A 26,580-nucleotide genomic window follows, 5' to 3' on the forward strand; every position below is an offset into this window, starting at 1 on the left:
CGCGCCGCAGCCGGCCGCGGCAGCACCGCCGCCGCCGCCGCCCCCGCCGCCGGTCGAACACGTCTGGCACATCGCCGAGAACGGCGCCACGCAGGGGCCGTTCTCGAAAGCGCGCCTTGGCCGGATGGTGACCGAGGGCGGCCTCACCCGCGAAACCTACGTCTGGACGCAGGGCCAGGACGGCTGGAAGCGGGCCGAGGACGTGGACGAGCTTGCGCAGCTCTTCACCGTGATGCCCCCGCCGCCCCCGGGCGCGTAACGCTCCGAAGCGTTACTCGAGCAGTTCGATCTCGACGAAGCTCATCTGCGAAGCGCCCGCGTTGATGACGTTGTGCTCGATCCCCTTGTCGCGGCGATAGACCGTGCCTGCGGGGATCAGCGTTTCCTTCTCGACGTCACCGGGCTCGCGCATCTTCATCGAGCAGTCGGTCAGAGTGACGATGACGTAGTCGTATTCGTGGACATGCCAGCCGGTCTCGGACCCCGGTGCGAAGTCGAAACGGGTCACGCGGGTCCGGTCATCGTCGGAAATGAGTGCCGTCGCAACGGCCTGGCCTTTACACATGCTCTTGGTCCTTGTGGTGGGTGGTTTCGTTATCGCGGCAGGTCGAGCCGACTCATGAGCATCGGCCCCATGCAGGCGTCGGCGCTGAAGTCGACGTCGTCGTCGCGCACCGCCGGGAACGGACGGTCGGGCGGCACCTGCGAGGCCAGCACCAGCCGCCCGTCGATGCAGAGATCCTGCGCCGCGTTGCCGATGTTGAAGCCGAAACCGCCCTCGCCGCAATCGGTGCCCGCGCCGTCCATGTTCCACGCCTGCGGCATGAGATGGCCCGGCCCGAACACCGCAAACGAAGTGCTCTGCGGCAGGAAGGTGAGGCGCCAGGTGGTTTCTTCGTCGAGCATTCCGAGCGCCCAGCGCCCGACCGGCGCGCCGTCACGCCTGCCCTGCATCTCGAAGCAGGTCAGATCGCGCGCACGCACCTGCTCCTGCCCCAGAAGCGCTGCGTCAAAGGACATGGCGCCCCGCATCTCGTAGCCGTTCGCGCCCTCCCAGACGAAGCGAAAGGCCGCGTCCTCGGCCTGCGCCATCGTCCCGGCAAGGCCTGCGGCCAGCACCGCCACCGCGATCCGCCACTGCCCTCTCATCCGTATTCCGTCCTCATTTCCCGGCTTCGGGGCACCCGTTGTGCCGCCGCGTCGGCGCCACCCTAGCCAGCGGCGCGGAAAAGGCAAATCGGGTTCCATCCCGCCGGCTTCCGACCTACGGTCGCGCTGCCGAAACGAGGGATCCCCGATGAACGATGAGCACCGTTTTCCCTGCGAGCAATGCGGCGCCGACTACCGCTTCGACCCGGCGAAGGGCGAGCTGGTCTGCGACCATTGCGGCCACGTGCAGGAGGTCGGCGACCAGCGCGGTCCGTGGCAGAAAAGCATCCGCGAACTGGATTTCCGCGCCGCGCTCGACAACCTCCTGCCGCTGCAGGAAATGGAAGAGCGGCAGGTCTCGCAATGCCCCAACTGCGGCGCCGAGGTCGAATTCGCGCCCGACACCCACGCCACCGAATGCCCGTTCTGCGCCACGCCCGTGGTCACCGGCACCGGCACGCACCGCCAGATCAAGCCGCGCGGCCTGCTGCCCTTCCAGCTCGACGAAAGGGCCGCCCACGAGGCGATGACCGGCTGGCTCGGGCGGCTCTGGTTCGCGCCGAACGGGCTCAAGGAATATGCCCGCAAGGGCCGGAAGATGCAGGGCATCTACGTGCCCTACTGGACCTTCGACGCCAATACCGTCTCGGACTACAGCGGCGAGCGCGGCACCGTCTACTACGAGACCCGCACCGTGGTGCGCGACGGCAAGCGGCAGACCGTCCGCGTGGCCAAGGTGCGCTGGCGCCGGGTCTCGGGGCGGGTCGCACGGTTCTTCGACGACGTGCTGGTGCTGGCCTCGCGGGCCTTGCCCAAGCGCTTCACCGACGGGCTGGAGCCGTGGGATCTCACGCAGCTCGAGCCCTACCAGCCCGAGTTCCTCGCCGGGTTCAGTGCCGAGGGCTACCAGGTGGACCTCGACGAGGGCTTCGTCGAGGCCCGCGCGATCATGGACCGACAGATCCGGCGCGACGTGAAGTTCGACATCGGCGGCGACAGGCAGCGAGTTCACCGCGTCGATACGCAGGTCTCGGACGTCACCTTCAAGCACATCCTGCTGCCGGTCTGGATGGCCGCATACCGCTATCGCGGCGAAAGCTACCGCTTCGTGGTGAACGGCACCACCGGCCGGGTGCAGGGCGAACGTCCATGGTCGGCGTGGAAGATCGGCTTCGCGGTGCTGCTCGGTCTCATCGTGGCGGGCGCCGTGGGCTACGTGGTCGCCATGAACCAGGGCATGTGAAGAGGGCGGGCACCGAAGCGCCCGCCCCCACACGGTGTGTCCGACATCAGGCTCGGGGAAGGCGCGACGGGGATCGACGCCCTGCTGGTCCTATGCCTTCTTCACCGCGATCCTCCGCCCGCGGCTCTCCTCAGGCGCGCGGCGCGGCACGGTTATCTCGAGGACACCGTCTTTCATATGTGCCTCGGCCCGGTCGGCGTCGGCGTCACCCGGAAGCCGGAACGAACGCCGGAACGCGCCGTATTCCCGTTCCGAGAAGTACCATGTCTCGCCCCTGTCCTCGCGGGTCGCGGTCTTTTCGCCGGTCACCGAGAGCACGCCGTCGTCCACCCGCAGCTCGACCGCCTCTTCGGGGACGCCCGGCAACTCGACCGAGATCCGGTAGGCGCCGTCATCCGACGACGCATCGGACGCCGGCGACAGCCAGTCCGAGATCTTGGTGCTCAGCCCCTTCAGCGGAGCGTAAAGATGTGGCCAAAGGCCGGTTTGGGTCGTTTCGACCATGTTCGACACCTCCTCTCCCAACAACCGCGATTATCCTGCAACGCAGCGCCTTGCGCCATGATCTGGCGCAAACCGCGGCCTTGTGCAGACCGATCCGACCGGGCAGGTTGCGGCGCTAACAAGGGAGGTCTTCCATGATCCTGTGTTGCGGCGAATCACTGATCGACATGCTGCCCCGTACCGCGTCCACCGGAGAGCAGGCGTTCGCGCCGGTCGCGGGCGGTGCCGTCTTCAACACCGCCATCGCGCTGGGGCGGCTCGGGGCGCCCGCGGGCTATTTCGGAGGGCTCTCCACCGACCTGTTCGGCGCGGTGCTGTCGGATGCGCTGACCGCCTCGCGGGTGGATGCCTCGCTTGCGGTGCGCTCGGATCGGCCCACGACGCTTGCCTTCGTGACGCTGACCGACGGGCAGGCGCAATACGCCTTCTACGACGAGAACACCGCCGGGCGGATGCTGACCGACGCCGACCTGCCGGACCTCGGCCGCGAGACCGAGGCGCTGTTCTTCGGCGGCATCAGCCTTGTCTCGGAACCCGCCGCCGACACCTATGCCGCGCTCTGTGCGCAGGCCGGTGACCGGCTCGTGATGGTCGATCCGAACATCCGCCCCGGCTTCATCACCGACGAGGCGCGCTACCGGGCGCGGCTCGAGGCGATGCTGGCGCGGGCCGACATCGTGAAGATTTCCGACGAGGACATGGCCTGGCTCGGCATCACTCCGGCTGCCCTGATCGAGGGCGGCGCGGCGCTGGTGCTCGAGACGCGCGGCGCCGAGGGCGTGCTGGCGGTCTCGGCCGAGGGCGAGCTGATAGTGCCTGCCCGCAAGGCCGAGGTCGTCGACACGGTCGGCGCAGGCGACACCTTCAACGCCGGCCTGCTCGCGGGCCTCTGGCGCGAAGGGCTTCTGGGCCGCGAGGCGGTGCGCGGCGCGACGCTCGAGGCGCTGCGTCCCTGCGTGGCGCTCGGGGCGCAGGCGGCGGCGGTGACCGTCGGACGCGCGGGCGCCAACCCGCCGTGGGAAGACGAACTGTGAGGGCGCTGGTCCAGCGCGTGTCCGAAGCCCGCGTCTCGGTCGAAGGCGCGGTGCTGGGCGAGGTCGGTCCGGGCCTTCTGGTGCTGGTCTGCGCCATGCAGGGCGACACCGAGGCGCAGGCCGACAAGCTTGCCGCGAAGATCGCCAAGCTGCGGATCTTCAAGGATGACGAGGGGCGCATGAACCGCTCGGTGCGCGACACCGGCGGCGCCGCGCTGGTGGTCAGCCAGTTCACCCTTGCCGCCGAGACCAAGGGCAACCGCCCGGGCTTTTCCACCGCCGCCGCGCCCGACGAGGGCCAGCGGCTCTACGAGCATTTCGCCGGACGGCTGCAGGCCGAGGGCGTGCCCGTGGCCACCGGCCGCTTCGGCGCCGACATGCAGGTCGCGCTGGTCAACGACGGCCCCGTGACCATCTGGATGGATACCGAGGTCTGAGGTTCCGGGTGGGTGGGATCACCCCCCCGGCGAGACGGCTCAGACGGGGTTCGGCACGTCCTCGCCCGCGAAGAAGGCGCGCAGGTTCTCGACCGCCATGCGGCCCATGTCCTCGCGCACCTCGAGCGTTGCGGTGCCCAGATGCGGCAGCAGCACCACGCTGTCGAGCGCCCGCAGGGCCTCCGGCACGTCGGGCTCGTGTTCGTAGACGTCGAGCCCTGCCCCGGCGATCCGCCCCTCTTCGAGCGCCGCGATCAGCGCCGCCTCGTCGACGATGTCGCCCCGCGCGATGTTCACGAGATGGGCGGTCGGCTTCATCTCCGCCAGCACGTCGGCATTCACCATGTGATGCGTCGCGGGGCTGGCCGGCACCGAGACCACGAGGATGTCGACCTCGGCGGCCAGCGCCTCGGGCGTCTCGCAGCGGGTCGCGGGGAAATCGAGCGACTTCTCCGAGCGGCTGACGTAGGAGACCTCCATCTCGAAGCCGAAATGGCACCGCCGCGCGATGGCCTGCCCGATCCGGCCCATGCCGAGGATGCCGACGCGCTTGCCGGTCATGTGGGTGCCCAGCATCTGCACCGGGTGCCAGCCCTCCCACTTCCCCGAGCGCACCAGCCGCTCGCCCTCCGCGGCGCGGCGGCAACTCATCAGCATCAGCGTCATCGCGATGTCGGAGGTGGCATCGGTCACCGCGCCCGGCGTGTTCGTCACCGTGAGGCCGGCGCGCTTCGCCACCTCCACGTCGATGTGGTTGTAGCCGACCCCGAAGTTCGCGAGGATCCGCGCCCGTGGCACGCCCGCTTCGGCGAAGACCTCGGCATTGAAGGCGTCGCCCAGGGTGACGAGCGCGCCGTCATACTCGGTGAGCGCCTCGACCATCTCGGCGTGGCTGAGCGGATAGGGCGAGTCGCGGTAGGTCACGTCGAAGATCTTGCGGGCCTCGGCGAGAACGCTTTCGGGCAGGTTGCGCCCGATCAGGACCCGGCTCAATGCAGGCGTGCCCCGATGGGCACCTCCTGGTCTGGGGCGCCAAGCACCACTTCGCCGTCCTTGTCCGGGAAGCCCAGAACGAGGCATTCCGACATGAACGGCCCGATCTGCCGCGGCGGGAAGTTCACCACCGCCATCACCTGTCGCCCCACGAGCCCCTCGGGGTCGTAATGCGCGGTGATCTGCGCCGAGCTCTTCTTTTCACCGATCTCGGGGCCGAAATCGATCCAGACCTTGATCGCCGGCTTGCGGGCCTCGGGGAAGGGTTCGGCGCGGACCACCTTGCCGACGCGGATGTCGACCTTTAGGAAGTCGTCGAATGTGATTTCAGCCATTGGCAAGCTCCCGCGACCGGTCGGCCGCCGCCGCCACCGTCGCCTTGATAAGCGGCGTAAGGCCGCTGTCTTCGTTCATCAGGACCTCGAGCCCGGCCTGCGTGGTGCCGTTGGGAGAGGTCACGTTGCGCCGCAGCTGCGCCGGATCGTCCGTCGCGTGCATGGCGAGCGCCCCTGCCCCGGCGACGGTCGCCTTGGCCAGCTGCATCGCCAGGTCGGGGGCAAGCCCCTGCGCCTCGCCGGCGGCGGCGAGGCATTCGATCATGTGGAACACATAGGCCGGGCCGGAGCCGCTGACACCCGTCACCGCGTCCATCTGCTCTTCGCCCTCGAGCCGCACGACACCGCCGACCGCCGAGAGCAGTTCCTCAGCCTGGTCCATCTGGGTGGCGCTGGCATGGGCATTGCCCACGATGGCGGTGATCCCCTGCCCCACGGCGGCCGGCGTGTTCGGCATGGCGCGTATGATCGGCGTCTCGGCGCCCAGCATCTTCTCGTAGGTCGAGATCAGCACCCCGGCCGCTACCGACAGGAACAGCGTGCTGCCGTTGCCGTAGGTGACCAGCGTCGGCAACGCGTCGGTCATCATCTGCGGCTTCACCGCGACCAGAACGATGGCCGGGTCCCCGGGCAGCTCCTCGTTGAGGTTCACGCCCTGCGCCTCCAGCCAGTCCGAGGGGTTGGGGTCCACGACCCAGACCGACGCCGTGGGCAGTCCACGCGCCAGCCAGCCCTCGAGCATGGCCGACCCCATCTTGCCGCAACCCAGAAGCACCAGACCGCGACGGGCGATTTCTCCGTCTTTCATAGGATCATTCTCCATAACTCGCCGACACATTGTCGCCTGACGCGCCGGGTTTCAAGCAAGGGGCCGCATCGGCCCCCTGCCGTGGGCCCGGACCTACTCGGGCGCCATGATCGAGGTCGGCCGGGTGCCGTCGGTCATCCAGCGCTCGAGCGGCGACATCGGGTCGAGCGACGCGGCGCTCAGACCGTCGGTGCCCGGCAGGATGCCGCAATGGTCGAGCCCCGGCACCATGAACAGCGCCACGGTGTCCTTCAGCCCGTCCTCGCCACCCGAGATGCGGGCCGCGTCCTCGTACCATTTGACCGTCTTGTAGGGTGTCACGATGGAATCCGCCCAGCCGTGCCAGACGATCATCTTGCCGCCGGCGTTGCGGAAGGCGGACAGGTCGGGGCTGTCGGCGTTGTAGACCTCGGCCATCGTCTCGAGCCGCGCCGGGTCGGTCTCGAAATCGAAATCGGCGGGGGTCCACTCCGGTCCCGGGTCGGTCGGGAAGGCCATGTAGGACCCGAAGCTTTTCGCGAAGGCCGGCACCAGCTTGCCCGCGCCCTTGTCGTTGCCGGTGAGCCAGAGCCACCAGTAGGGCTCGGAGCCCTCGGGGATACCGCCGGGGTACAGCTGGTCCCCGGCCGCGTTTCGCGGGCCCTCGCGCCATTTCGTCAGCGTCGCAAGTTCCTGCTCGTCGAGGCAGGAGTCCTTGTCCTCGGCCTCGCAGGTGAGCGGCGCGAGGTCGATCTCGCAGGCGCGCGGATCGGCGATGAGCCCGTCAGCCTTGCCGTCGGCGCCGTCGCACTGCGACATCACCTCGTCGCCGATCAGCTTGGCCTCGTGCGGGCCGAGGATCTGGCTGCCGTCCTCGGCGGTGTTGGCCTGCACGACCCAGGACATCGCGGTTCCGACAAGCCCGGTGTAATCCATCGCCGGCGCGCCCGCGATGATGCCGTCGAACAGGTCGGGGTAGCGCTGCGCGGCCATATGCGCCATCCGCCCACCGGTCGAGCATCCCTGGAAGACGGCCTGCTCCGACGCGCCGTCGTAGAAGGCACCGATGAGCGCCTGCGCGACGCGGTGGGTCTCGCCGATGGAGCGCCAGCCCCAGTCGCGCTCGGCGTCGGGGTTGCCCATCGCCCAGGTCGCCTCGGTCACCGACAGCCCGTGATGGCCGCTGTCCGAGGTCGCCGTGGCATAGCCGCGTTCGAGACCGGGCCGCATGGCGTTGACCCAGCCGCCACCCGCGTCGGCGCGCCCGAGGATGCCGCAGAAACCGCCGCAGCCGGCCTGGTAATATTTGCCGTTCCAGCCCTCCATCGGCAGGCGCACCTCGATCGAGATCGCCGGCCGGGCGGTGACCCGCACCTCGCAATAGGACGGAAGGGTGTCGAGCGCCGGCATCACGCGCGCCGAGGTCACGCTGGCTGCATCCATCACCGTCGAGCGCAGCGCGCGGCATTGCTCGGGACTCTGCTGCGCCTGTCCCTGCTGCGGAACGGACGCGGCCATGGCAAGCGCCATGGCCGGGAACAGGTATTTCATGGAATTCCTCCCTAAGTTGTCCTCAGGGCAGAGAATTGCGCCAAAACCGGGAGCGGGCAAGTCCTCACGCCGCTCCGGCGGCCGACGTCGCGTCAAGCGCGTCCGTAGGCCTCGGCGATGGCGATCTGCAGCGCCTCTCTCGGCGGCTTGCCGGCCCAGGCAATCAGCTGGAAGGCCGGGTAGTAGCGCTCCGAGGCGACCACGGCAGCCGAGATCATCGTGTCGATCTGGTCGGCGCTGGCCACCTGTCCCCCGGCCAGCACGAGCCCGTAGCGGTAGACCATCAGCTTGTGCTCGGCCCAGTAGCTGAACGAGCCCGCCCAGCACTGGTCGTTGACCGCGTTGAGGCCCTCGTAGAGCTCGGGCATCGCGTGCTCGGGCGGATCCATCTCGAAGGTGCAGATGAGGCGGAGCGTCTCGTCGTAGGGCGACCAGGCGAGCGTGATGGAATAGGTGCGCCACTGGCCCTCGACGGCCATGGCGATCTGATCCTCGGCCACGCGGTCGAAATCCCAGTCATGGTGTTCGGCCAGAGTCTCGACGATGTCGATCGGGTGAATATCGTCGTTCAGATACTCTTCGGACAGTGCCATGCGCCACCTCATTGTGCTTGTAGCGCCGGGGTGCTTGGTGCGCCCAAGCGCTAGCTTACTGCTCTAGGGGCTGGGAGTTGTTTCCCTCCCCTTACAACATATCGTGCCTGTGGCGGGCAGTTTGTGTAAAGCGAAATATTTGTGGACAACGCAATAAGTTGTGGACGACCTGCCGAGTTGCCCAAGATCGTCGCTGTGGATATGTGGACAATTCGAGGGACGCCGACGCGGTGCCGCTGCGGGGCACCTGCCCGCAGCCGGGCCCGAGCGCAACCGCGAAACCGGTTCTTCTCGGCGTCAGGAGACGAAATCCTGCCCGTAGCAGACCGACAGCACGGCGGCGCCGGCGAGCTCGGGCACGACCTCGAAATGCTGCTCCATGAGCCGCTCCCCCTCGAACTCGAGCGCCATGGTCCAGGCGCCGGTCACCAGCTCGTAGGGAAACTCGAAGGTGAAAAGGTTGAGGCTCGGCCGTCCGCCCGAGACCGATGCGGTCCAGCTTTCGCGGGTCACGCCCTCGGGGCCCATGGCCGGATGCGTGACGATCACGTTCATGTCGCGCGGCGGCGTGTCGGGGCGCAGCGTGAACTTGATCCCGAAACTGATGCCGGGCTTGGCGGGCACGACGCGGGTGGTGACGTCCATCTCGCGGGTCTGCCGCACGAGGTTGATCTCGCCCACCATCGTGTCGGGCGCCGGGCGTGCGCCCTCGGCGGCCACCTGGCAGATCACGCCGTGGTCGATGAGGATCATCGGATCGTTCGCAAACGAGCGCGGCGTCTGCGCGGGCGCTGCGCCTGCAAGCATGGCCAGCAGGGCGGGAACGGCAAGGAACAGGCGGGTCATGGCGCGGTCTCCGGGCGTGTCTCGATGACCAGTCCGCGATACTGCGCCGCGACCGCCCTGAAAAGCCCGGATGCCGAACACGGGCGCGAGACCGCCCATCCGAACAATAAAACGCCCGCCGGACCGGCGGGCGCTCGCATTGCGATAAACGCGGAAGGCGTCAGCCGATGGCGGCGGCCTTCACGTCCTCGTCGATGTAGGGCACGTATTGCTCGAAGTTGTCGGCGAACATCTGCACCAGCTTCTCGGCCTGCGCGTCGAAGGCCGCCTTGTCGTCCCAGGTCTTGCGCGGGTCGAGCAGCAGCGAGGGAACGCCCTCGACCTCGACCGGGACCTCGAAGCCGAAGTTCGGATCCTTGCGGAACTCGACCTTGCTGAGCGAGCCGTTGAGCGCCGAGTGCAGCAGCGCGCGGGTGGCCTTGATCGGCATCCGGTGACCGGTGCCGTAGGCGCCGCCGGTCCAGCCGGTGTTCACCAGCCAGCAGGTCGCGCCGTGCTTGGCGATCTTGTCGCGCAGCAGGTTGCCGTACATCTCGGGCCGCAGCGGCATGAAGGGCGCGCCGAAGCAGGTCGAGAAGGTCGGCTGCGGTTCGGTGATGCCACGCTCGGTCCCGGCCACCTTCGAGGTGAAGCCCGACAGGAAGTGGTACATCGCCTGCGCCGGGGTCAGCCGCGCGATCGGGGGCAGCACGCCGAAGGCATCGCAGGTCAGCATGATGATGTTCTTGGGGTGCCCGCCAAGCGCGGTGGACGACGCGTTCGAGATATACTCGAGCGGGTAGGCGCAGCGCATGTTGGCGGTCAGGCTGTCATCGTCGAAATCGAGATCGAACGTCTCGGGATCGAAGATCATGTTCTCGATCACCGTGCCGAACTTCGAGGTGGTCGCGTAGATCTCGGGCTCGGCCTCGGCGCTGAGGTTGATGGTCTTCGCGTAGCAGCCACCCTCGAAGTTGAAGGTTCCGCGGTCGGACCAGCCGTGCTCGTCGTCGCCGATCAGCACCCGCTCGGGGTCGGCCGAGAGCGTGGTCTTGCCGGTGCCCGACAGGCCGAAGAAGATGGCGGTATCGACCGGGTTGTTCGGTGCGTGGTTGGCCGAGCAGTGCATCGCCATGATGCCCTTGAGCGGCAGCATGTAGTTGAGCAGCGTGAACACGGATTTCTTGTTCTCGCCCGCGTATTCGGTACCGCCGATCAGGATGGTCTTGCGATCGAAGTTGAGCGCGATGACGGTGTCGGACCGGCAGCCGTGCTTCTCGGGGTCGGCCTTGAAGCTCGGGCAGTTGATGACAGTGAAATCGGCGATGAAATCGTCGAGCGCCTCGCGGTCGGGACGGCGCAGCATGTGGCGAATGAAGAGCCCGTGCCACGCCAGTTCGGTGACCATGCGCACCTTGATCGAATAGGCCGGATCGGCACCACCGGTCAGGTCCTGCACGTAGTAGTCGCGGCCCTTCATGTGCTCGACCATGTCCTCGTAGAGCTTGTCGAAGCCCTCGGGCGACATCTCGCGGTTGTTTTCCCACCAGATCTTGTCGGCGACGGTGTCGGTCTTCACCACGTGCTTGTCCTGCGGCGACCGGCCGGTGAACTTGCCGGTGGTCACGTAGAAGGCGCCGCCCTTGCCGAGCGTCCCCTCGCCGCGCTTCAGCGCGGCCTCGATCAGCGCGGGCTCCGTCAGGTTGTAATAGACATTGCCGAGCCCTTCGATCCCCTGATCTTCAAGCCGGAATTCCGGGTTCACCCGTCCAAATGTCATCTGCCAAGCTCCTGTAGCCGCGCCTGCGCGGCGGTCTTCGTTATCAGAGCGGAGGCAGGCCCCGCTCTCCGGCGGTGATCACCCCCGGCACCGCTTCCCTTAGCACGTCGGAAACAAGCGGGAACAGGACACATGTCAAAGTTAGCGCAACCAAGTTTCGTTTAGCGTTAGCACTTGCGAAACCTTGCTAAAGACACAGCCGCCTACTGAGACATTTTAGCCATTTCTTTCCGGTTTTGTCCTGCAATGACGCCGGAGGAACATATGATTCGCAGATTAAGATTGTTGCAAAATCGGTAATCCAGCATACTACGCAAAAAATCAGGCAATTATGAGTACAACAAGGAAGCAGTGCCATGTCGAAGATCGCCCTTGTGGACGATGACAGGAACATCCTGACGTCCGTTTCGATGACGCTCGAGGCCGAGGGGTTCGAGGTCGAGACCTACAACGACGGCCAGGCGGCACTAGACGCTTTCAACAAGAAGATGCCCGACATGGCGGTCTTCGACATCAAGATGCCGCGTATGGACGGCATGGACCTGCTCCAGCGCGTGCGCCAGAAGTCCAAGATGCCGGTGATCTTCCTCACCTCCAAGGACGACGAGATCGACGAGGTGCTCGGCCTGCGCATGGGCGCCGATGACTACGTCAAGAAGCCGTTCAGCCAGCGCCTGCTGGTCGAGCGCATCCGTGCCCTGCTGCGCCGGCAGGAAGCCGTGGCCAGCGACGTGGTCGGCGACACCGAGGAAACCAAGCTGATGACCCGCGGGTCGCTCACGATGGACCCGCTGCGCCACTCCGTGACCTGGAAGGAAAAGGACGTCTCGCTCACCGTGACCGAGTTCCTGCTGCTTCAGGCGCTGGCCCAGCGCCCCGGCTTCGTGAAGTCGCGCGATCAGCTCATGGACGTCGCCTACGACGATCAGGTCTATGTCGACGACCGGACCATCGACAGCCACATCAAGCGCCTGCGCAAGAAGATGCGCACCGTCGATCCCGATTTCTCGGCGATCGAGACACTTTACGGCATCGGATATCGCTACAACGAAGAGTGACCGATGGCCCTGGCCGAGAACATTTCCGCGCGCGAGGACCAGTCGGACGACAGGCAGGAGGCTGATGTCGTTTTGGGTGATGACTTCATCGCCCCCGACAGCACCGTCGAGAAGGAGCTGCGCGACAGCCGCGCGCGCCGCAGCCTGTTCTCGCTCAACCGCTCGCCGCTGACCCGCAAGATCATCACGTTCAACCTGATCGCGCTGAACGTGCTGGTCGCGGGCATCCTTTGGCTGAACTCTTCGCGCGACACGCTCGTCCTGCAACGCGGCAATGCCGTCAGCGCCGAGGCCGAGCTGGTGGCCGACGCGCTCGAGGCCCGGCTGCCCGCCGCCGGTGCGCCGGTCTCTCTGGGCACCAGCGACGAGATCGACCTTGCCGGGGCGCTCGAGGGGCTCGACCTGCGGCAGGGCGTCGAGGTGCTGGTCTTCGACGCCGGCAATTTCCTTGTCGGCGAGACGCGCGGCACCCTGCCCCCGCTGCAACGGGTGGATGCCCGCGACACCGACCGCCCCACGCTTATCTCGGACTTCCTGGATTCCATCTGGCTCGGCGCAGCCGGGATCTTCGCCTATTTCGAGGACACCCCGCAGCTTGCGCTCGAGGACCGGCTGCGGCGCCTCATCGAAGGCAGCGACCCGACGCTGACCCGCGTGCAGTCCGGCACCGGCGCCGACGGCGAGACGCTCTTCACCGCGCTCACCCCGATCCGGCAGGGCGACGCCATCGTCGGCACCGTCGCCATGGTCTCGACCGAGGCCGAGATCGACGCGGCCGTCAGCGCCGAACGCGAGCGTGTGCTGCAGATGTTCGTGATCGCAACGCTGGTCTCCATCGGGCTGAGCCTCGTGCTGGCCTCGACCATCGCCAACCCGATCTCGGACCTGGCCGACGCCGCCGAGATCGGTCGCGACCGCAATAGCCGCACCAAGGGAACGTCGCGCCGCATCCGCATTCCCGACCTGACCGCCCGCCCCGACGAGATCGGGCGTCTGTCCGGCGCCCTGCGCGGCATGGTCGCGGCGCTCTACGACCGCATCGACAGCAACGAACAGTTCGCCGCCGACGTCGCGCACGAGATCAAGAACCCGCTGGCCAGCCTGCGCTCGGCCATCGGCTCGCTGCGCATCGTCAAGAAGGAAGAGCACCGCGACAAGCTGCTCGACGTGATCGAACACGACGTCCGCCGGCTCGACCGTCTCGTCAGCGACATCTCCAACGCGTCGCGCCTCGACGCCGAGCTGGTCAAGGAGGAAGAGCAGGAATTCGACCTTCTCGAGATGCTGGGCAACCTGACCCAGTTCCTCGGCGAGGATGCGCGCCGCAAGGGGGTCGAGTTCATCACGGACCTGCCCGGCTCGGAGATCACCATTAACGGTCTCGAACCGCGGCTGGCGCAGGTCTTCGTCAACCTCATCACCAACGCCATTTCCTTCTGCGAGGACGGTGACGCGATCCGCGTCTGGGCCCGCCGCCGCGACAACCGCGTCCTCGTGGTGGTCGAGGATACCGGCCCCGGCATCCCCGAAGAGGCGCTGCAGAAGATCTTCAAGCGGTTCTATTCGCAGCGGCCCGAAAACGATTTCGGCAACAACTCCGGGCTCGGGCTGGCGATATCGAAGCAGATCGTCGAGGCGCACGGCGGCGTCATCTGGGCCGAGAACATCCGCCCGACCGAGGCCGACGTGACCTCGGAACCGCTGGGCGCGCGCTTCGTCGTCGGGCTGCCCGTCTGACCCGATGCCCCCGTCTGCTCCCCTGATCCTGCACGCGACGGCGGTCGCGGTGGCGGGCCGCGGCCTGCTCATCCGGGGCGCATCGGGCAGCGGCAAGTCCGGCCTCGCGCTCGAAATGATGGCTCGCGGCGCGCAGCTGGTGTCCGATGACCGCGTGATCGTCAGCGACCGGGACGACGGGCTGTGGCTTTCGGCCCCCGCCCCGCTTCGGGGCCTGATCGAGGCACGCGGCCTCGGGCTCCTCGGCGCGACGCCCTGCGACCCTGCCCCGCTGGTCGCCGTGCTCGACCTCGACACCCTCGAGACCGAGCGCCTGCCGCACCGCCGCGAAACCATGCTGCAGGGGCGAAGAATCCCCTTGCTTCACAATACCGCGCATCCCTATTTTCCCGCAGCGCTCGTGCAATATCTCAGGGGCGAGCGGAAGGAATAGAAACGCATCCATGCAGGAACAGTCGAAGGGAACACAGCGCGTCGTCCTGGTGACCGGCCCCTCGGGCGCCGGGCGCTCGACCGCGATCAACGCCCTCGAGGATTTCGGCTACGAGGCCATCGACAACATCCCGCTGAGCCTGATCCCGCGCCTGCTTCTCGAAGGGGGCGCCCTGGGGCAGCCGATGGCCCTGGGGGTCGACATCCGCAACCGCGACTTCTCGGTGCAGGGGCTTCTCGACCTTCACGCCCGACTGAACAAGGCGCCGGAACTCGACACGCAGCTGCTCTACCTCGACTGCCCCGCCGACGTGCTGGCCAGACGCTACTCGGAGACGCGCCGCCGGCATCCACTTGCCCCTGACGAGAACTACACCCAGGGGATTGAACGCGAACTCGAGCTGTTGCAGGACGCCCGCAGCGCCGCCGATATCCTTATCGAGACCGGCGACCTGTCACCCCACGATCTGCGCGCCCAGATGGCGGGCTGGTTCGCCGACCAGACCGGGCAGCGCATGGCCATCGCGCTGCATTCCTTCTCCTACAAGCGCGGCCTGCCACAGGGGCTCGACTGGGTGTTCGACTGCCGCTTCCTCGACAACCCGCACTGGGAGCCCTCGCTGCGCGGCCAGACCGGGCTGGATCCGGCTGTGACCGACTACATCGCCCGCGATATCCGCTTCGCCCCCTTCCTGGAGCAGCTCACCGGGCTCGCACTCTTCGTGCTTCCCGCCTGCAAGGAAGAGGGCAAGGCACACCTGTCGTTCGGCTTCGGCTGTACCGGCGGGCAACACCGCTCGGTCGCGGTGACGGAAATGGTGGCGCGCGCCCTTGAAGAGCAGGGCTGGCAGGTGTCAACTAGGCATCGCGAACTGGAACGGCGGGGGCTCGACAGCCGCCCCGGACAGGGCGCAGCAAGCGGAGGACGAACAGCGTGATCGGCATCGTGATCGTGGCCCACGGCGGGCTGGCGCGGGAGTATCTCTCGGCGGTCGAACACGTCGTGGGCATTCAACCGGGGATCGTTGCCGTCGCGATCGAGGCCGAGCACGACCGCGACCGGAAACAGGCGGAAATCTGCACGGCCGCGGATGATGTCGACGCCGGCGACGGCGTCGTCGTGGTGACCGACCTCTACGGCGGCTCGCCGTCCAACCTGTCGATGCGCGCCTGCCAACCCGAGAACCGACGCATTCTCTACGGCATGAACCTGCCGATGCTGATCAAGCTCGCGAAAAGCCGGCAGATGGCGGTGCCGGATGCGGTAAAGGGGGCCCTCGAGGCCGGGCGGAAATATATCGACAGCGTCAACGTCAAGCCCGACCCGCAGTGACGACGCCAAGCGCACCCCAAAGGACGACCAACCCCATGACCGAGACCGTGCACCGCGTGCTGAAGATCGAGAACGAGAAGGGCCTGCACGCCCGCGCCTCCGCCAAGCTGGTCGAGGTGGTCGAGGGATTCGACGCGCGCGCCGAGATCTCGAAGGACGGGCTGAGCGCGGGCGGCGACAGCATCATGGGGCTTTTGATGTTGGCAGCGTCAAGGGGAACCACTATTGAGGTCGAAACCTCGGGGCCGGACGCCTTGGCGCTCGCCGATGCCGTGGAGGCCTTGGTCGCCAACCGCTTCGGGGAAGAGACCTGAGCCCCGGACGCCGGTCCGGGCGCCACGACACGGGACAAGACGGGCGCATGGTGGAAAGCTTCCAGCCCACGGCAGGCCAGCAGGCCAGGAGCGGACAGCACGGCGGCGCGCACGGCACCGTCCACGCTCCCTATGACAAGCGCAAGCTCAGCTACGCCAACACCTTCACGAACCCGTGGAAGGCCAACACCATCCGCGTGATGGAATGGGCGACGGGCAAGCTGCCGCTGATCCGCCTCGTGCGCAGGGTCGAACGCGACGGCGTGCGCGAGGGCCAGGCGTTCTGGCCGCATGCGCTCTCGCACATGAAGATCCCGCTGCTGACCCCCGACGAACAGATCCGCAACATCCCCGCCGCGGGCCCCGTGGTCGTGGTCGCGAACCACCCGCACGGCCTCGTGGACGGGATGATCCTTGCCGAGCTGATCGGGCGGATCCGGACCGACTACAAGATCCTCACCCGGGCGCTGCTCACCGGCGTGAAGGAGATCGAGGATTTCATGATCCCGGTGCCCTTTCCGCACGAGGAAAACGCCCGCGAACTGAGCCTGCAGATGCGCGCTCGCGCCATGGACCACCTCGGCGCGGGCGGCGTGGTGGCGCTGTTTCCCTCGGGCGTCGTGGCCGCGTCGAAGACCCTCTTCGGATCGGCGGTCGAGGCGGGCTGGAACCCCTTCACCGCGAAGATGATCCAGCGCTCGGGGGCCACGGTCGTGCCGATCTACTTCCCCGGCCAGAACAGTCGCGCCTACCAGGTCGCGAACAAGCTCTCGCCGACGCTGCGACAGGGTCTGCTGATCCACGAGGTGATGCACGCCTGCGGTCGCCCCCAGCGGCCCGTCGTGGGCGCGCCGATCCTGCCCGACGAGATCAGGGACTGGAACGGAACGCAGCGCGAATTCGTCGCCTGGCTGCGCGAGCGCACACTGGGCCTTCAGCACACGCCCTGATCACCGGCCAAGAAATTTCGTATGAAATTTCTTCCGCCTTCACCAAGCCGCGCAAGATTTTTCGTACGAAAAATCTTGTCCCTGCCCCCTGGTCAGCGTGTGGGCACCGGCTCCTCGCCGCGGTAGTCGTAGAAGCCGCGCTTGGTCTTGCGACCAAGCCAGCCGGCCTCGACATACTTGGTCAGCAACGGACAGGGACGATACTTGGTGTCCGCCAGCCCGTCGTGCAGCACGTTCATGATGGCAAGGCAGGTGTCGAGCCCGATGAAGTCGGCGAGTTCGAGCGGACCCATCGGATGGTTGGCGCCGAGCTTCATCGCCATGTCGATCGACCGCACGTTCCCGACGCCCTCGTAGAGAGTGTAGACCGCCTCGTTGATCATCGGCACGAGGATCCGGTTCACGATGAAGGCCGGGAAGTCCTCGGCGCTGGCAGCGGTCTTGCCAAGGCGTTCGACCACCGCGAGGCAGGCCTGATAGGTCTCCTGGTCGGTGGCGATGCCGCGGATGAGCTCGACGAGCTGCATCACCGGAACCGGGTTCATGAAATGGAATCCCATGAACTTCTCGGGCCGGTCGGTGCGCGAGGCAAGCCTCGTGATCGAGATCGACGAGGTGTTCGAGGTCAGGATCGTGTGCGGCAGCAGGTGCGGCGCGAGGCTGTCGAAGATCTTCTGCTTGACGGTCTCCTGCTCGGTTGCCGCCTCGATCACCAGGTCGGTCTGCGCCACCTCCGCGATATCCAGCGTGGCGGTGATCCGGGCCAGCGCATCGTCGCGTGCCCCCGCCTCGATCTTGCCGCGCGAGACCTGTCGGTCGAGGTTTTTCTCGATCAGCGCCGTCGCCTTGTCGAGCGCCTCCTGGCTGACGTCCGAGATCCGCACCTCGTAGCCGGCAAGCGCCATGACATGGGCAATTCCGTTGCCCATCTGTCCCGCGCCGATCACGCCGATCCTGCTGATGTCCATCGCTCAAACCCCTGCTTTCTCGCGCCAAACATAGGCACGCGCGGCAAGGCGCCGCAAGGCGGGCAGCCGTGATTTATCTGGCTTTTTCACTTTAGCGGAATCGCAAGACCCATGGCGGACCCTGATCTCGGGTGAGACTGAAATTCAGGTGGGTGTGATGACATTTCCCGTCGCCGCGCATGGCGCGCTGGACTATTTTCCGTGCCGATACGGCCGCTCCCGGGTGCTGTTTCGCGGGCCGAAGCGTCCGCTCGATGGGCCCTACGTGGCCTTTCTCGGCGGCACCGAGACCTATGGCCGCTTCATCGAGACGCCGTTTCCGGCGCTGGTCGAGCCTGCGCTGGGACAGGCCTGCATCAATTTCGGGGTGATCAACGCCGGGCTCGATCTCTACCTGCACGATCCCGGTATCCTTTCGCTCGCGGAACGGGCAGAGATCACTGTGCTCCAGATCTTGGGCGCACAGAACATGTCGAACCGCTACTACAGCGTGCATCCGCGTCGGAACGACCGCTTCCTGCGCGCCTCCGACCGCCTGCAGGAGCTGTTCCCCGAGGTCGACTTCACCGACTTCCACTTCAACCGCCATCTTCTCGGCCACCTGCGCGACACCGGGCCCGACCGGTTCGAACAGGTCGTCGAAGAGCTGCGGCTCGCCTGGCTCGCGCGAATGAAGCACATCCTGACGCTGTTGCGCGGCCGCGTGGTGCTGCTGTGGCTGGCCGACCATCCACCACCGGCAGGGCCGGTCTCCGGCCTCGACGGGAGCCCGCTCTTCATCGACCGCACGATGATAGAGGCGCTGCGCCCACGCGCGATGGACGTGCTGGAGATGCCTCGATCGGAAGAGGCCCGCCGCCGTGGCGCCCCGGGGATGCTCCATACCGACTTCGAGGCCGCTGCCGCCGCCGAACTGCTCGGCCCGCAGGCCCATGCCGAAACCGCCGAGGCACTTGCACCGCTGTTGCAGGATCTGCTTGGCTGACGCGTGGGCGATTGCCGCCGACGGCACCGCGTGTCACGCTGCGGTGCGGCGAGCCGACGCAGGCGGCTGTCGTGGCAAGTGCGGCGCAGCGGGCTATAGCTGTCTTTCGGGCACCGCCTCGCTTCGCGCTGCCGCAATCCCGGAGACGCCCATGCATATCGAGAACCGCACCTTCGACGAACTGAAGATCGGGGAAAGCGCCGAACTGCGCCGGCTGGTGACCGCCGACGACCTGCTGGCCTATGCCAACGTCTCGGGCAACCACAACCCGCTGCACATCTACGACGCGGATGGCGATGGCGACGGCCGGCCCGAGGCGATGGCACCGGGCTCCTTTGTCACGGCGCTGGTAGGCGCCGTGCTGGGCAACGTGCTGCCCGGCGCCGGCACACTCTACCACGCGCAGTCCTGGCGGTTTCACGCGCGCAGCTTCGCCGACGACGAACTCGTCATCCGCGTGACCGTCACCGACAAGAACGAGAAGGAAACAACCGTGACGCTGGCGACCGAGGTGCGCCGGGTCGCGGATGACGTTCTGGTCCTGTCGGGTGTCGCCGAGGTGCTCGCGCCGCGCCGCAAGGTCGAGTACGACAGCCACGATCTGCCCGGCCTCATCGTGCAACGGCACCGGCATTTCGAGAAACTGCTCAAGAAGGCCGAGCCCCTGCCCGCGCTCAGGACAGCCGTGGTCTGCCCCGAGGACCCCAACGCGCTCGGAGGAGCGCTGAAGGCGCGCGCGCATACACTGATCGAGCCGATCCTGATCGGTGACGCGGGCCGGATCGCCGAGGTCGCGCGCGCCATGGACGCCTCTCTCGATGGCATCGAGATCGTCGACGAGCCGCTGCACCGCAACGCCGCCCGCAAGGCGGTGGAGCTTGTGCACGCCGGCAGCGCGCAGGCGATCATGAAGGGCCACCTGCACACCGACATGCTGCTGCGGCCGATCCTCGACAAGCAGACCGGCCTGCGGATGGGGCGCCGCTTCACCCATATCTTCGTGATGGACGTGCCCGGCCAGCCGCACCCGATCCTCGTGACCGATGCGGCGATCAACATCGCGCCGGACCTGAAGACCAAGGTCGACATCACCCAGAACGCCATCGACCTCGCGATCTCGCTGGGGATCGAGGAACCGAAGGTCGGCGTGCTGTCGGCGACCGAGACGGTGAACCCCGACATCCCATCGTCCATCGACGCGGCGCTGCTGTCCAAGATGGCGGACCGGGGCCAGATCACCGGCGGGCTGGTGGACGGCCCGCTGGCGATGGACAACGCGGTCGACCTCGCTGCGGCGCGGACCAAAGGGATCACCTCGGCGGTGGCGGGCCGGGCCGAGATCCTCGTCGTGCCGAACCTCGATGCGGGCAACATGCTGGCCAAGCAGCTCACCTACATCAGCCACGCCGAGGCGGCGGGGCTGGTGCTGGGGGCGCGGGTGCCGGTCATCCTGAACAGCCGCGCCGACGACGACATGAGCCGCCTCGCCTCCTGTGCGGTGGCCGCGCTGCACCACGCGCGGATGACGGGCGGGCACATTCCGTCCTGAACAGAGAAACTCCGCGCGGCGCGCCGATTTCTTGCGTTCGATCAACACGCCCGAGCCGAAACCGTGCGAAGCATCGGTTATGGAACACGCCGGAAAACTCCCTCCCGCCGAAGCGGTGCCCGCCAAGAGCGCCGTGCAGCACAGCGCCATCGACCGCGCCTTTCACGCCACCTTGGGCAGTCTCACGGGCGGCCTGTCGCCGATGGGTCTTGCGACGGCCTGGTTCGACTGGGCCGTGCATCTCGCGGGCTCGCCCGCCAAGCAGGCGGAACTGCACGAACGCGCGGTCGCGAATGCCGCCCGCGCGGTGCAGGCCGCAGTGAGCTGCTCGCTGGCGCCCGAAGGCGGCGCCTGCCCCGAGATGGCGGCCGACAAGCGCTTCCGTGACGAGGAATGGCACCGCTATCCCCACAATCTCTTCGCGCAATGGTTCCTGCTGACCGAGGACTGGTGGAACAGCGCCACCAGCCGGGTCGAGGGCGTCGCGCCGCGCCACGCGCACATGACGAATTTCGCCGCGCGCCAGACGCTCGACATGATGGCACCGTCGAATTTCGCGGCGACCAACCCGGTGGTGCTCGACCGGACCCGCGTGGAGCGCGGCGCCAACCTCGTGCGGGGGGCCCGGAACTGGCTCGAGGATTTTGCCCGCTACGCCGAGGACGCCCCGCCGGACACCGGCGACTTCAAGGTCGGCGAGACCCTTGCCGTGACCCCCGGCGACGTGGTGCACCGCAATCGCCTGATCGAACTGATCCGTTACCGCCCCACCACCAAGAAGGTGCAGGCCGAGCCGCTGCTGATCGTGCCGGCGTGGATCATGAAATACTACATCCTCGACCTGTCGGCGCATAACTCGATGGTGCGTCACCTCGTGGACCAGGGGTTCGAGGTCTACATGATTTCGTGGCGCAATCCCGGCGCCGAGGATGCCGAGCTGTCGATGGAAGACTACGTCCGCCTCGGCGTGATCGAGGCGCTCGACACCATCACCCGGGCGGTGCCCGGCGCCAGGGTGCATGCGGCAGGTTACTGCCTGGGCGGCACGCTGCTGTCGATCGCCGCGGCCCTGCTCGGGCGCGAGGGCGACGACCGGCTTGCCTCGCTCACGCTGCTGGCCGCTCAGGTCGATTTCACCGAGGCCGGCGAGATCACGCTTTTCATCGACGACAGCCAGGTGGCCTTTCTCGAGGACATCATGGCGGACCAGGGCTACCTGAAGTCCGACCAGATGGCCGGGGCCTTCCAGATGCTGCGCTCGAACGACCTGATCTGGTCGCGCACGATCCGCGAGTATCTCCTGGGCGAGCGCGGCGGCATGAACGACCTGATGGCCTGGAACGCCGACGCCACGCGGATGCCGGCGCGGATGCACTCGGAATACCTGCGGCACCTCTTCCTCGAGAACCGGCTGGCGTTGGGGCAATACCGGATCGGCGGCCGGGCGGTCTCGCTCGAGGATGTCACGCTGCCGGTCTTTGCCGTCGGCACCGAGAAGGACCACGTGGCGCCCTGGCATTCGGCGTGGAAGGTGAACCACTTCTTTGACGGGCCGCGCACCTTCGTGCTGACCAGCGGCGGGCACAACGCCGGGATCGTCTCGGAGCCGGGGCACCCGCGCCGTCAGTACCGCATCGGAGAGGTGCACGGTCACGCAGCCGACGCCGACCTCTGGCGCGCCGCCCATGCGCCGGTCGAGGGATCGTGGTGGCTGGCATGGGTCGATTGGTTGCGGGCCCGCTCGACACAGGAACGCCCCGCCGTGGGCGAGGCGCTTCCGTCTCTCGATGCGGCGCCGGGGCGCTACGTCTTCGGGTAGCCGTCCCCACCGCGCGGGAACCACAGCCGCTCGGCAAGCTCGGTCATGCGGCCCGCGTGGGCACGGTAGTCTGTCACCGCCCTGCGCCAGAAATCCGCCTGGATCTCGGCCAGTTCGGCGGGGGTCCTGCAATGCAGGATCCGGTGCTGCGCCGACACATCCTCGCGGATGCGGTCTGCATAGAACGACTGGATCTCGCTGCCCACGTCCAGCCACGCATCCACCATTGCCGTCCCCGCGAAGGGCTCGATGCTCCACTGAATCCTGAAGTCGCGGTCGGGGCTGCGATCAGTCTCAAGCTTGTCCTTTGTCGCAATCATGGTCATTTCGAACCTCCTCCCTCTTACAGGGAGTGATTCTATCACGCAGGCGGCGCGCCGCCCTTGATGCCCGTCATAGCCGCGATCAACCTGTCGGGCAGACTGGATCCCGGCGGAGGTGAGCATGACCGACACCGAAAAACAGACCGGACAGACGGACCAGGCCGAGGCAATCTCGTATTTCCTCGACGCCGGGCAGCACGGCGGCGCCGAGGTGACCCACGTGCAGACCCACGGTGCGCATGTCTTCCTGGCCGACGAGATGGCCTACAAGATCAAGCGCGCCGTGGCCTACGATTACATGGATTTCTCGACGCTGGCGCGGCGCCACGCGATGCTCGCGCGCGAGCTCGAGCTGAACCGCCCCGCCGCGCCGGACATCTATCTCGACGTCCTGCCGCTTGCCCGGAGCGAGGATCGCGGGCTGACGCTCGGTGGTGACGGCACGGTGGTCGAATGGGTGCTGCGCATGGCCCGCTTTCCCGCGGAAAACGAGCTTTCCGCCATCGCCGACCGGGGGGCGCTGACCGATCCGCTCGCCGCGCAGATCGGCGAGGCCGTGCAGAGCTACCATGCGCAGGCACCGCTTCGGCAGGCGCAGGGCGCGCAGCTCATGGCGGACATCCTGACCGAGCTCGAGACCGCCTTTGACGGGATGCAGGAGGCGCTTGGCCCGGAGCGCATCGCCACCTTCCGGACGACCGCCCGCGCCGCCCACGAGAGTGTCGCCACCATGCTTGACCAACGTGCCACGTCGGGCCACGTCCGGCGGTGCCACGGCGACCTTTACCTCGACAACATCGTCATGCTCGACGGCCGCCCCGTGCCCTTCGATGCGCTGGAGTTCGACGAGACGCTCGGCACCTGCGACGTGCTCTACGATCTCGCCTTCCTGCTGATGGACCTGCGGCACCGGGGCCTTGACCGCGCAGCCTGCATCGCCCGCGACGCGTGGCTCTTCGCGGCGGACACGACCGAGGATACCGGGACCGCCGCCCTGCCCTATTTCCTTGGTGTGCGCGCGGCGATCCGCGCCATGGTCGAGGTGCAGACCGGGCACGCCGCGGGCGACACGGCCCGCCATGATGCCGAAGCCCGCCGCTACCTCGACGACGCGCTGCGCGACTTCGCCCCGCCCCCGCCGCGCCTGCTGGTGGTCGGAGGGCTCTCGGGCACCGGCAAGACGACGCTCGCCCGCGCGCTGGCACCGCTGCTCGCCCCCTCTCCGGGCGCCGTGCACCTGCGCAGCGACCTCGAGCGCAAGCGGCTCGCGGGCGTTGGCCCGCTCGAGCATCTGCCGGCGGAGGCCTACGCCGCTGCCAATTCGCACGCGGTCTACGAGAGGCTTGTCACGCGAGCCGATACGCTGCTTGCCGCCGGGCAAAGCGTGGTGCTGGACGCCACCTGGCTCGCTCCGGCCGAACGGGCGCACCTCGACACGCTGGCGGAGCGCCGAGGTGTGCCGCTCGCGGCCATCTGGCTGGAAGCCGACACCGCAAGCCTGCAAGACCGGGTCACGCGGCGCAGAAACGACGCCTCGGACGCCGACGCGGCGGTCGTCGACCTGCAAGCCCGGCAGAGCAGCGCTCCAGAAAACTGGCTGCACGTCGATGCTTCGGGCACTCCTGCCGAGACGCTTGCAAACGCCCGCAAGGCGCTGGATCTCTGAGCGTTATTCGTTCTCGACGCGATCCGCCAGCTTGTCCATCTTGCCCATGTGGTAGAGCTTGATCTCGCGCACGAGCCGGATCGTGGGCTTGGCCATGAACAGCACCGAACCGATGGTGAACAGCCAGATCGCCGCCGTCTCGTACTGCTTCCAGAAGAACAGCACCGAACCCACGGTGAAGCAGAGCGCCGCTCCGAAATCGACACAGGTGTAGACAATCTCGAACAGCGCGTAGACGCGCCGCGCCTCGTGAGAGCGTTGCCGGTTCTCGTGACGGAAGAGTTTCATGCATGGCCTCGGGTCAGGGTCTGTTGTCCTGCCCCGAACCATAGGTCGCCCGGCCGCTATGAACAGCCGGGCAAGCGCTCATCAGCGCGACAGGCCACCCCGGATGGTCGGCACGTCGAGCGAGGCGAAGCCGTAGTTGCGCAGCCAGCGCAGGTCGCTGTCGAAGAAGGCGCGCAGGTCGGGGATGCCGTATTTCAGCATCGCGATCCGGTCGATGCCCATGCCGAAGGCGAAGCCCTGCCATTCGTTCGGGTCGATGCCGCCGGCCTCGAGCACCTTGGGGTGCACCATGCCAGAACCCAGCACCTCGAGCCAGTCGTCCCCCTCGCCCACGACGACAGATCCGTCCTTCCACTGGCACTGGATGTCGACCTCGGCCGACGGCTCGGTGAAGGGGAAGTGCGAGGCGCGGAAACGGGTCTTCACGCTGGTGCCGAAATAGGCCGAGAAGAACTCTTCCAGCACCCACTTGAGGTTGGCCATCGAGATGTCCTTGTCGATGGCAAGGCCCTCGATCTGGTGGAACATCGGCGTATGGGTCTGGTCGTAGTCGGCGCGGTAGACGCGGCCGGGCGCCACGATGCGGATCGGCGCGCCATGCGCCTGCAACGAGCGGATCTGCACCGGCGAGGTGTGCGTGCGCAGCACGTGCGGCGGGCGCTCGTCGCCCTCGGCGCGGTGCATGTAGAAGGTGTCCATCTCGGCGCGCGCCGGATGATGGCCGGGGATGTTCAGCGCGTCGAAGTTGTACCAGTCTTCCTCGACCTGCGGGCCCTCGGCCACGGCGAAGCCCATGTCGGCGAAGATCGCGGTGCATTCCTCCCAGACCTGGCTGACCGGGTGGATCGTGCCCTGCCGGCGGGTGCGGCCGGGCAGCGTCACGTCGAGCCATTCCGCCTTGAGCCGCTCGTTCAGCGCGGCATCGGCCAGCGCGGCCTTCTTGGCGGCAAGCGCGGCGTTGATCTCGTCCTTGAGCGCGTTGAGCTTCGGCCCCATGACCTGCCGCTCTTCGGGGCTCATCTTGCCGAGGCTCCGCATCTGGAGGCTGATCTCGCCCTTCTTGCCGACGGCCTGCACGCGCAGCTCCTCGAGCGCGGCTTCGTCGCCGGCGGCAGAGATCAGGTCGATGTATTTGTCGCGCAGGTCATCCATCTTCGGCACTCTCGGGTCTGTCACTCGGGGTTTCCCCTACCGGCAGGGACCGAAAGACGCAAGCCGGCGCCGCGGCCCGAGGCGCAAAAGCCCCGCGTCCGAGGGCAATTGCGCGCGGCCCGACGAGCGGCTAGAACGGGCGGCACGCGGCCCGTTAGCTCAACTGGATAGAGCAGCTGACTTCTAATCAGCAGGTTCGGGGTTCGAGTCCTCGACGGGTCGCCATTTAAACCATAAAAATCAGCCAATTGGATGCGCTGTCCCGCACATCAGGAGAGGGTCGTCGATTTTGGCTTCCACCTAGCTTTCACACCGATCGCCCTCGAAAGGGCGTTGTTGCATTGCCTCGGGGCTGAGGCATGACTCCACTTTACCCCACTGACGTCAGCCCACGCGGACGATCTCGCCGGTGCGATGACGTTGAAGCGGTTCATGAGGACAATGCGGATGTGGATTTCAGCGATCTGGCGATCCAGTTCTGCCTGATGGTGAACGGTAAGCATCCGGCATAGGCCGTGGTCATGCCGCGCTTCGGCGCTCTGATGGCTGCCAATTCCAAGGCAGAAGGTCCGGCACGCGTGATGCCGTTGTGCCGGAGAGCCGGGCGAGGACGTCAGCAAGCCACGCTTGCGGGTCGAGGCCGTCCACCTTTGCCGTGAAGGGCAAGGAGTACATGAAGGCTGCTCTGTCGCTGAGCCAGCCCCTTTGGCCTGCTGCCGGTTTCGTGGACACGAAGAGACCTAATGGGATGAACTGCCTTCCCACCAAACGCTGC

The 26,580-nt window shown here is 67.2% G+C and carries 30 protein-coding genes and 1 tRNA gene; 16 read left to right on the plus strand and 15 right to left on the minus strand.

All coding sequences use genetic code 11. The features are described 5' to 3' along the window. The coding region (locus D6860_RS23935; protein WP_164845661.1) for a DUF4339 domain-containing protein at positions 1-259 on the plus strand (259 nt) is incomplete at its 5' end. 12 nt (positions 260-271) lie between these two features. On the opposite strand, the gene D6860_RS23940 is transcribed toward D6860_RS23935, so the two are convergent. Continuing rightward, entirely contained in the window at positions 272-565 is a 294-nt protein-coding gene (locus D6860_RS23940; protein ID WP_076623501.1) for a cupin domain-containing protein, read from the minus strand. A gap of 29 nt (positions 566-594) precedes the next feature. Further along, entirely contained in the window at positions 595-1,149 is a 555-nt protein-coding gene (locus D6860_RS23945) for a hypothetical protein (RefSeq protein ID WP_229743322.1), read from the minus strand. A gap of 148 nt (positions 1,150-1,297) precedes the next feature. Here D6860_RS23945 and D6860_RS23950 point away from each other — a divergent pair, with 148 nt between their 5' ends. Further along, positions 1,298-2,392, plus strand: a complete 1,095-nt coding sequence (locus D6860_RS23950) for a TFIIB-type zinc finger domain-containing protein (protein WP_076623500.1) — start codon at positions 1,298-1,300, stop codon at positions 2,390-2,392. 90 nt (positions 2,393-2,482) lie between these two features. Here the strand turns inward: D6860_RS23950 and D6860_RS23955 are convergent, their stop codons facing one another. Next, complete coding sequence (locus D6860_RS23955; RefSeq protein ID WP_076623499.1) at positions 2,483-2,896, minus strand: Hsp20/alpha crystallin family protein; 414 nt, start codon at positions 2,894-2,896, stop codon at positions 2,483-2,485. 134 nt (positions 2,897-3,030) lie between these two features. On the opposite strand from D6860_RS23955, the gene D6860_RS23960 reads away from it, so the two are divergent. Together D6860_RS23960 and dtd are read left to right on the plus strand one after the other, a co-directional pair. Further along, complete coding sequence (locus D6860_RS23960) at positions 3,031-3,930, plus strand: carbohydrate kinase family protein (protein WP_076623498.1); 900 nt, start codon at positions 3,031-3,033, stop codon at positions 3,928-3,930. Further along, positions 3,927-4,367 (plus strand): D-aminoacyl-tRNA deacylase, encoded by a 441-nt coding sequence (gene dtd / locus D6860_RS23965; RefSeq protein ID WP_076623497.1) that lies wholly within the window; start codon positions 3,927-3,929, stop codon positions 4,365-4,367. The genes D6860_RS23960 and dtd overlap by 4 nt, the downstream gene beginning before the upstream one ends. A 39-nt stretch (positions 4,368-4,406) precedes the next feature. Here dtd and D6860_RS23970 read toward each other — a convergent pair whose 3' ends face one another. The 7 genes from D6860_RS23970 to D6860_RS24000 form a co-directional block, all read right to left on the minus strand. Further along, positions 4,407-5,360: a 2-hydroxyacid dehydrogenase gene (locus tag D6860_RS23970; protein WP_076623496.1), complete on the minus strand. Its 954-nt coding sequence runs from the start codon at positions 5,358-5,360 to the stop codon at positions 4,407-4,409. Beyond that, on the minus strand, positions 5,357-5,695 hold the full coding sequence (locus D6860_RS23975) for a tRNA-binding protein (protein WP_017468413.1): 339 nt from the start codon (positions 5,693-5,695) through the stop codon (positions 5,357-5,359). Before D6860_RS23975 ends, D6860_RS23970 begins: the two co-directional genes overlap by 4 nt. Beyond that, positions 5,688-6,503, minus strand: coding sequence for a pyrroline-5-carboxylate reductase (gene proC, locus D6860_RS23980; RefSeq protein WP_017468414.1), 816 nt, complete (start codon positions 6,501-6,503; stop codon positions 5,688-5,690). Before proC ends, D6860_RS23975 begins: the two co-directional genes overlap by 8 nt. Positions 6,504-6,596: 93 nt before the next feature. Then, complete coding sequence (locus D6860_RS23985; protein WP_076623495.1) at positions 6,597-8,033, minus strand: tannase/feruloyl esterase family alpha/beta hydrolase; 1,437 nt, start codon at positions 8,031-8,033, stop codon at positions 6,597-6,599. 92 nt (positions 8,034-8,125) lie between these two features. Then, entirely contained in the window at positions 8,126-8,626 is a 501-nt protein-coding gene (locus tag D6860_RS23990) for a type III secretion system chaperone family protein (RefSeq protein WP_076623494.1), read from the minus strand. 297 nt (positions 8,627-8,923) lie between these two features. Next, positions 8,924-9,472 carry a DUF3859 domain-containing protein gene (locus tag D6860_RS23995; RefSeq protein ID WP_017467052.1) on the minus strand — a complete coding sequence of 183 codons (549 nt, stop codon included), beginning with the start codon at positions 9,470-9,472 and terminating at the stop codon, positions 8,924-8,926. Between the two features lie 160 nt (positions 9,473-9,632). Further along, positions 9,633-11,231, minus strand: a complete 1,599-nt coding sequence (locus D6860_RS24000; RefSeq protein ID WP_017467053.1) for a phosphoenolpyruvate carboxykinase — start codon at positions 11,229-11,231, stop codon at positions 9,633-9,635. 356 nt (positions 11,232-11,587) lie between these two features. Between D6860_RS24000 and D6860_RS24005 the strand changes: the two genes are divergently transcribed. The 7 genes from D6860_RS24005 to D6860_RS24035 are packed head-to-tail and all read left to right on the plus strand — an operon-like array spanning position 11,588 to position 17,055. Further along, a complete protein-coding gene (locus D6860_RS24005) occupies positions 11,588-12,289 on the plus strand; it encodes a response regulator transcription factor (RefSeq protein ID WP_017467054.1) in 702 nt (233 codons plus the stop codon). Positions 12,290-12,292: 3 nt separating this feature from the next. Next, positions 12,293-14,026 (plus strand): sensor histidine kinase, encoded by a 1,734-nt coding sequence (locus tag D6860_RS24010; protein WP_076623493.1) that lies wholly within the window; start codon positions 12,293-12,295, stop codon positions 14,024-14,026. A 4-nt stretch (positions 14,027-14,030) separates the two neighbouring features. Further along, positions 14,031-14,459 carry an HPr kinase/phosphorylase gene (locus D6860_RS24015; RefSeq protein ID WP_076623492.1) on the plus strand — a complete coding sequence of 143 codons (429 nt, stop codon included), beginning with the start codon at positions 14,031-14,033 and terminating at the stop codon, positions 14,457-14,459. 10 nt (positions 14,460-14,469) lie between these two features. Further along, on the plus strand, positions 14,470-15,396 hold the full coding sequence (gene rapZ, locus D6860_RS24020) for an RNase adapter RapZ (protein WP_076623491.1): 927 nt from the start codon (positions 14,470-14,472) through the stop codon (positions 15,394-15,396). Next, complete coding sequence (locus D6860_RS24025; RefSeq protein WP_076623490.1) at positions 15,393-15,791, plus strand: PTS sugar transporter subunit IIA; 399 nt, start codon at positions 15,393-15,395, stop codon at positions 15,789-15,791. Before rapZ ends, D6860_RS24025 begins: the two co-directional genes overlap by 4 nt. Positions 15,792-15,826: 35 nt before the next feature. Next, complete coding sequence (locus tag D6860_RS24030; protein WP_076623489.1) at positions 15,827-16,105, plus strand: HPr family phosphocarrier protein; 279 nt, start codon at positions 15,827-15,829, stop codon at positions 16,103-16,105. 47 nt (positions 16,106-16,152) lie between these two features. Then, positions 16,153-17,055 carry a lysophospholipid acyltransferase family protein gene (locus tag D6860_RS24035; RefSeq protein WP_076623488.1) on the plus strand — a complete coding sequence of 301 codons (903 nt, stop codon included), beginning with the start codon at positions 16,153-16,155 and terminating at the stop codon, positions 17,053-17,055. A 92-nt stretch (positions 17,056-17,147) separates the two neighbouring features. Here D6860_RS24035 and D6860_RS24040 read toward each other — a convergent pair whose 3' ends face one another. Continuing rightward, positions 17,148-18,023 carry a 3-hydroxybutyryl-CoA dehydrogenase gene (locus tag D6860_RS24040; RefSeq protein ID WP_076623487.1) on the minus strand — a complete coding sequence of 292 codons (876 nt, stop codon included), beginning with the start codon at positions 18,021-18,023 and terminating at the stop codon, positions 17,148-17,150. Positions 18,024-18,180: 157 nt separating this feature from the next. Here D6860_RS24040 and D6860_RS24045 point away from each other — a divergent pair, with 157 nt between their 5' ends. From D6860_RS24045 to D6860_RS24055, 3 genes are all read left to right on the plus strand, one after another. Then, entirely contained in the window at positions 18,181-19,008 is an 828-nt protein-coding gene (locus D6860_RS24045) for a DUF6473 family protein (protein ID WP_076623486.1), read from the plus strand. Between the two features lie 151 nt (positions 19,009-19,159). Continuing rightward, entirely contained in the window at positions 19,160-20,557 is a 1,398-nt protein-coding gene (locus tag D6860_RS24050) for a bifunctional enoyl-CoA hydratase/phosphate acetyltransferase (RefSeq protein WP_076623485.1), read from the plus strand. Positions 20,558-20,636: 79 nt separating this feature from the next. Beyond that, complete coding sequence (locus tag D6860_RS24055; RefSeq protein ID WP_076623484.1) at positions 20,637-22,376, plus strand: PHA/PHB synthase family protein; 1,740 nt, start codon at positions 20,637-20,639, stop codon at positions 22,374-22,376. Here D6860_RS24055 and D6860_RS24060 read toward each other — a convergent pair. Beyond that, complete coding sequence (locus D6860_RS24060) at positions 22,361-22,702, minus strand: phasin family protein (protein WP_076623483.1); 342 nt, start codon at positions 22,700-22,702, stop codon at positions 22,361-22,363. The two genes, D6860_RS24055 and D6860_RS24060, sit on opposite strands and share 16 nt — an antisense overlap. Positions 22,703-22,820: 118 nt before the next feature. On the opposite strand from D6860_RS24060, the gene D6860_RS24065 reads away from it, so the two are divergent. Continuing rightward, complete coding sequence (locus D6860_RS24065; RefSeq protein WP_076623482.1) at positions 22,821-24,365, plus strand: bifunctional aminoglycoside phosphotransferase/ATP-binding protein; 1,545 nt, start codon at positions 22,821-22,823, stop codon at positions 24,363-24,365. Between the two features lie 3 nt (positions 24,366-24,368). Here D6860_RS24065 and D6860_RS24070 read toward each other — a convergent pair whose 3' ends face one another. Together D6860_RS24070 and pheS are read right to left on the minus strand one after the other, a co-directional pair. Further along, positions 24,369-24,653 carry a YrhK family protein gene (locus D6860_RS24070; protein ID WP_017468401.1) on the minus strand — a complete coding sequence of 95 codons (285 nt, stop codon included), beginning with the start codon at positions 24,651-24,653 and terminating at the stop codon, positions 24,369-24,371. 81 nt (positions 24,654-24,734) lie between these two features. Next, positions 24,735-25,805 carry a phenylalanine--tRNA ligase subunit alpha gene (gene pheS / locus D6860_RS24075; protein ID WP_076623481.1) on the minus strand — a complete coding sequence of 357 codons (1,071 nt, stop codon included), beginning with the start codon at positions 25,803-25,805 and terminating at the stop codon, positions 24,735-24,737. Positions 25,806-25,953: 148 nt separating this feature from the next. Between pheS and D6860_RS24080 the strand changes: the two genes are divergently transcribed. Further along, positions 25,954-26,030: transfer RNA gene (locus D6860_RS24080), tRNA-Arg, on the plus strand. A 294-nt stretch (positions 26,031-26,324) separates the two neighbouring features. On the opposite strand, the gene D6860_RS24085 is transcribed toward D6860_RS24080, so the two are convergent. Next, positions 26,325-26,580 (minus strand): transposase domain-containing protein (locus tag D6860_RS24085; RefSeq protein ID WP_371683211.1); only part of this gene is annotated, 256 nt, incomplete at its 5' end.

Origin of the sequence: Salipiger sp. D13, from assembly GCF_003703915.1 — a bacterium.
In the GTDB taxonomy this organism is placed as follows: domain Bacteria; phylum Pseudomonadota; class Alphaproteobacteria; order Rhodobacterales; family Rhodobacteraceae; genus Salipiger; species Salipiger profundus.

Bases quoted from the DNA above. Each gene is read 5' to 3' on its own strand.
- D6860_RS23940 (WP_076623501.1), bottom strand. From the start codon at position 565: ATGTGTAAAGGCCAGGCCGTTGCGACGGCACTCATTTCCGACGATGAC.
- D6860_RS23945 (WP_229743322.1), bottom strand. From the start codon at position 1,149: ATGAGAGGGCAGTGGCGGATCGCGGTGGCGGTGCTGGCCGCAGGCCTT.
- D6860_RS23950 (WP_076623500.1), top strand. From the start codon at position 1,298: ATGAACGATGAGCACCGTTTTCCCTGCGAGCAATGCGGCGCCGACTAC.
- D6860_RS23955 (WP_076623499.1), bottom strand. From the start codon at position 2,896: ATGGTCGAAACGACCCAAACCGGCCTTTGGCCACATCTTTACGCTCCG.
- D6860_RS23960 (WP_076623498.1), top strand. From the start codon at position 3,031: ATGATCCTGTGTTGCGGCGAATCACTGATCGACATGCTGCCCCGTACC.
- D6860_RS23975 (WP_017468413.1), bottom strand. From the start codon at position 5,695: ATGGCTGAAATCACATTCGACGACTTCCTAAAGGTCGACATCCGCGTC.
- proC (WP_017468414.1), bottom strand. From the start codon at position 6,503: ATGAAAGACGGAGAAATCGCCCGTCGCGGTCTGGTGCTTCTGGGTTGC.
- D6860_RS23985 (WP_076623495.1), bottom strand. From the start codon at position 8,033: ATGAAATACCTGTTCCCGGCCATGGCGCTTGCCATGGCCGCGTCCGTT.
- D6860_RS23990 (WP_076623494.1), bottom strand. From the start codon at position 8,626: ATGGCACTGTCCGAAGAGTATCTGAACGACGATATTCACCCGATCGAC.
- D6860_RS23995 (WP_017467052.1), bottom strand. From the start codon at position 9,472: ATGACCCGCCTGTTCCTTGCCGTTCCCGCCCTGCTGGCCATGCTTGCA.
- D6860_RS24000 (WP_017467053.1), bottom strand. From the start codon at position 11,231: ATGACATTTGGACGGGTGAACCCGGAATTCCGGCTTGAAGATCAGGGG.
- D6860_RS24005 (WP_017467054.1), top strand. From the start codon at position 11,588: ATGTCGAAGATCGCCCTTGTGGACGATGACAGGAACATCCTGACGTCC.
- D6860_RS24010 (WP_076623493.1), top strand. From the start codon at position 12,293: ATGGCCCTGGCCGAGAACATTTCCGCGCGCGAGGACCAGTCGGACGAC.
- D6860_RS24015 (WP_076623492.1), top strand. From the start codon at position 14,031: ATGCCCCCGTCTGCTCCCCTGATCCTGCACGCGACGGCGGTCGCGGTG.
- rapZ (WP_076623491.1), top strand. From the start codon at position 14,470: ATGCAGGAACAGTCGAAGGGAACACAGCGCGTCGTCCTGGTGACCGGC.
- D6860_RS24030 (WP_076623489.1), top strand. From the start codon at position 15,827: ATGACCGAGACCGTGCACCGCGTGCTGAAGATCGAGAACGAGAAGGGC.
- D6860_RS24035 (WP_076623488.1), top strand. From the start codon at position 16,153: ATGGTGGAAAGCTTCCAGCCCACGGCAGGCCAGCAGGCCAGGAGCGGA.
- D6860_RS24040 (WP_076623487.1), bottom strand. From the start codon at position 18,023: ATGGACATCAGCAGGATCGGCGTGATCGGCGCGGGACAGATGGGCAAC.
- D6860_RS24045 (WP_076623486.1), top strand. From the start codon at position 18,181: ATGACATTTCCCGTCGCCGCGCATGGCGCGCTGGACTATTTTCCGTGC.
- D6860_RS24050 (WP_076623485.1), top strand. From the start codon at position 19,160: ATGCATATCGAGAACCGCACCTTCGACGAACTGAAGATCGGGGAAAGC.
- D6860_RS24055 (WP_076623484.1), top strand. From the start codon at position 20,637: ATGGAACACGCCGGAAAACTCCCTCCCGCCGAAGCGGTGCCCGCCAAG.
- D6860_RS24060 (WP_076623483.1), bottom strand. From the start codon at position 22,702: ATGACCATGATTGCGACAAAGGACAAGCTTGAGACTGATCGCAGCCCC.
- D6860_RS24065 (WP_076623482.1), top strand. From the start codon at position 22,821: ATGACCGACACCGAAAAACAGACCGGACAGACGGACCAGGCCGAGGCA.
- D6860_RS24070 (WP_017468401.1), bottom strand. From the start codon at position 24,653: ATGAAACTCTTCCGTCACGAGAACCGGCAACGCTCTCACGAGGCGCGG.
- pheS (WP_076623481.1), bottom strand. From the start codon at position 25,805: ATGGATGACCTGCGCGACAAATACATCGACCTGATCTCTGCCGCCGGC.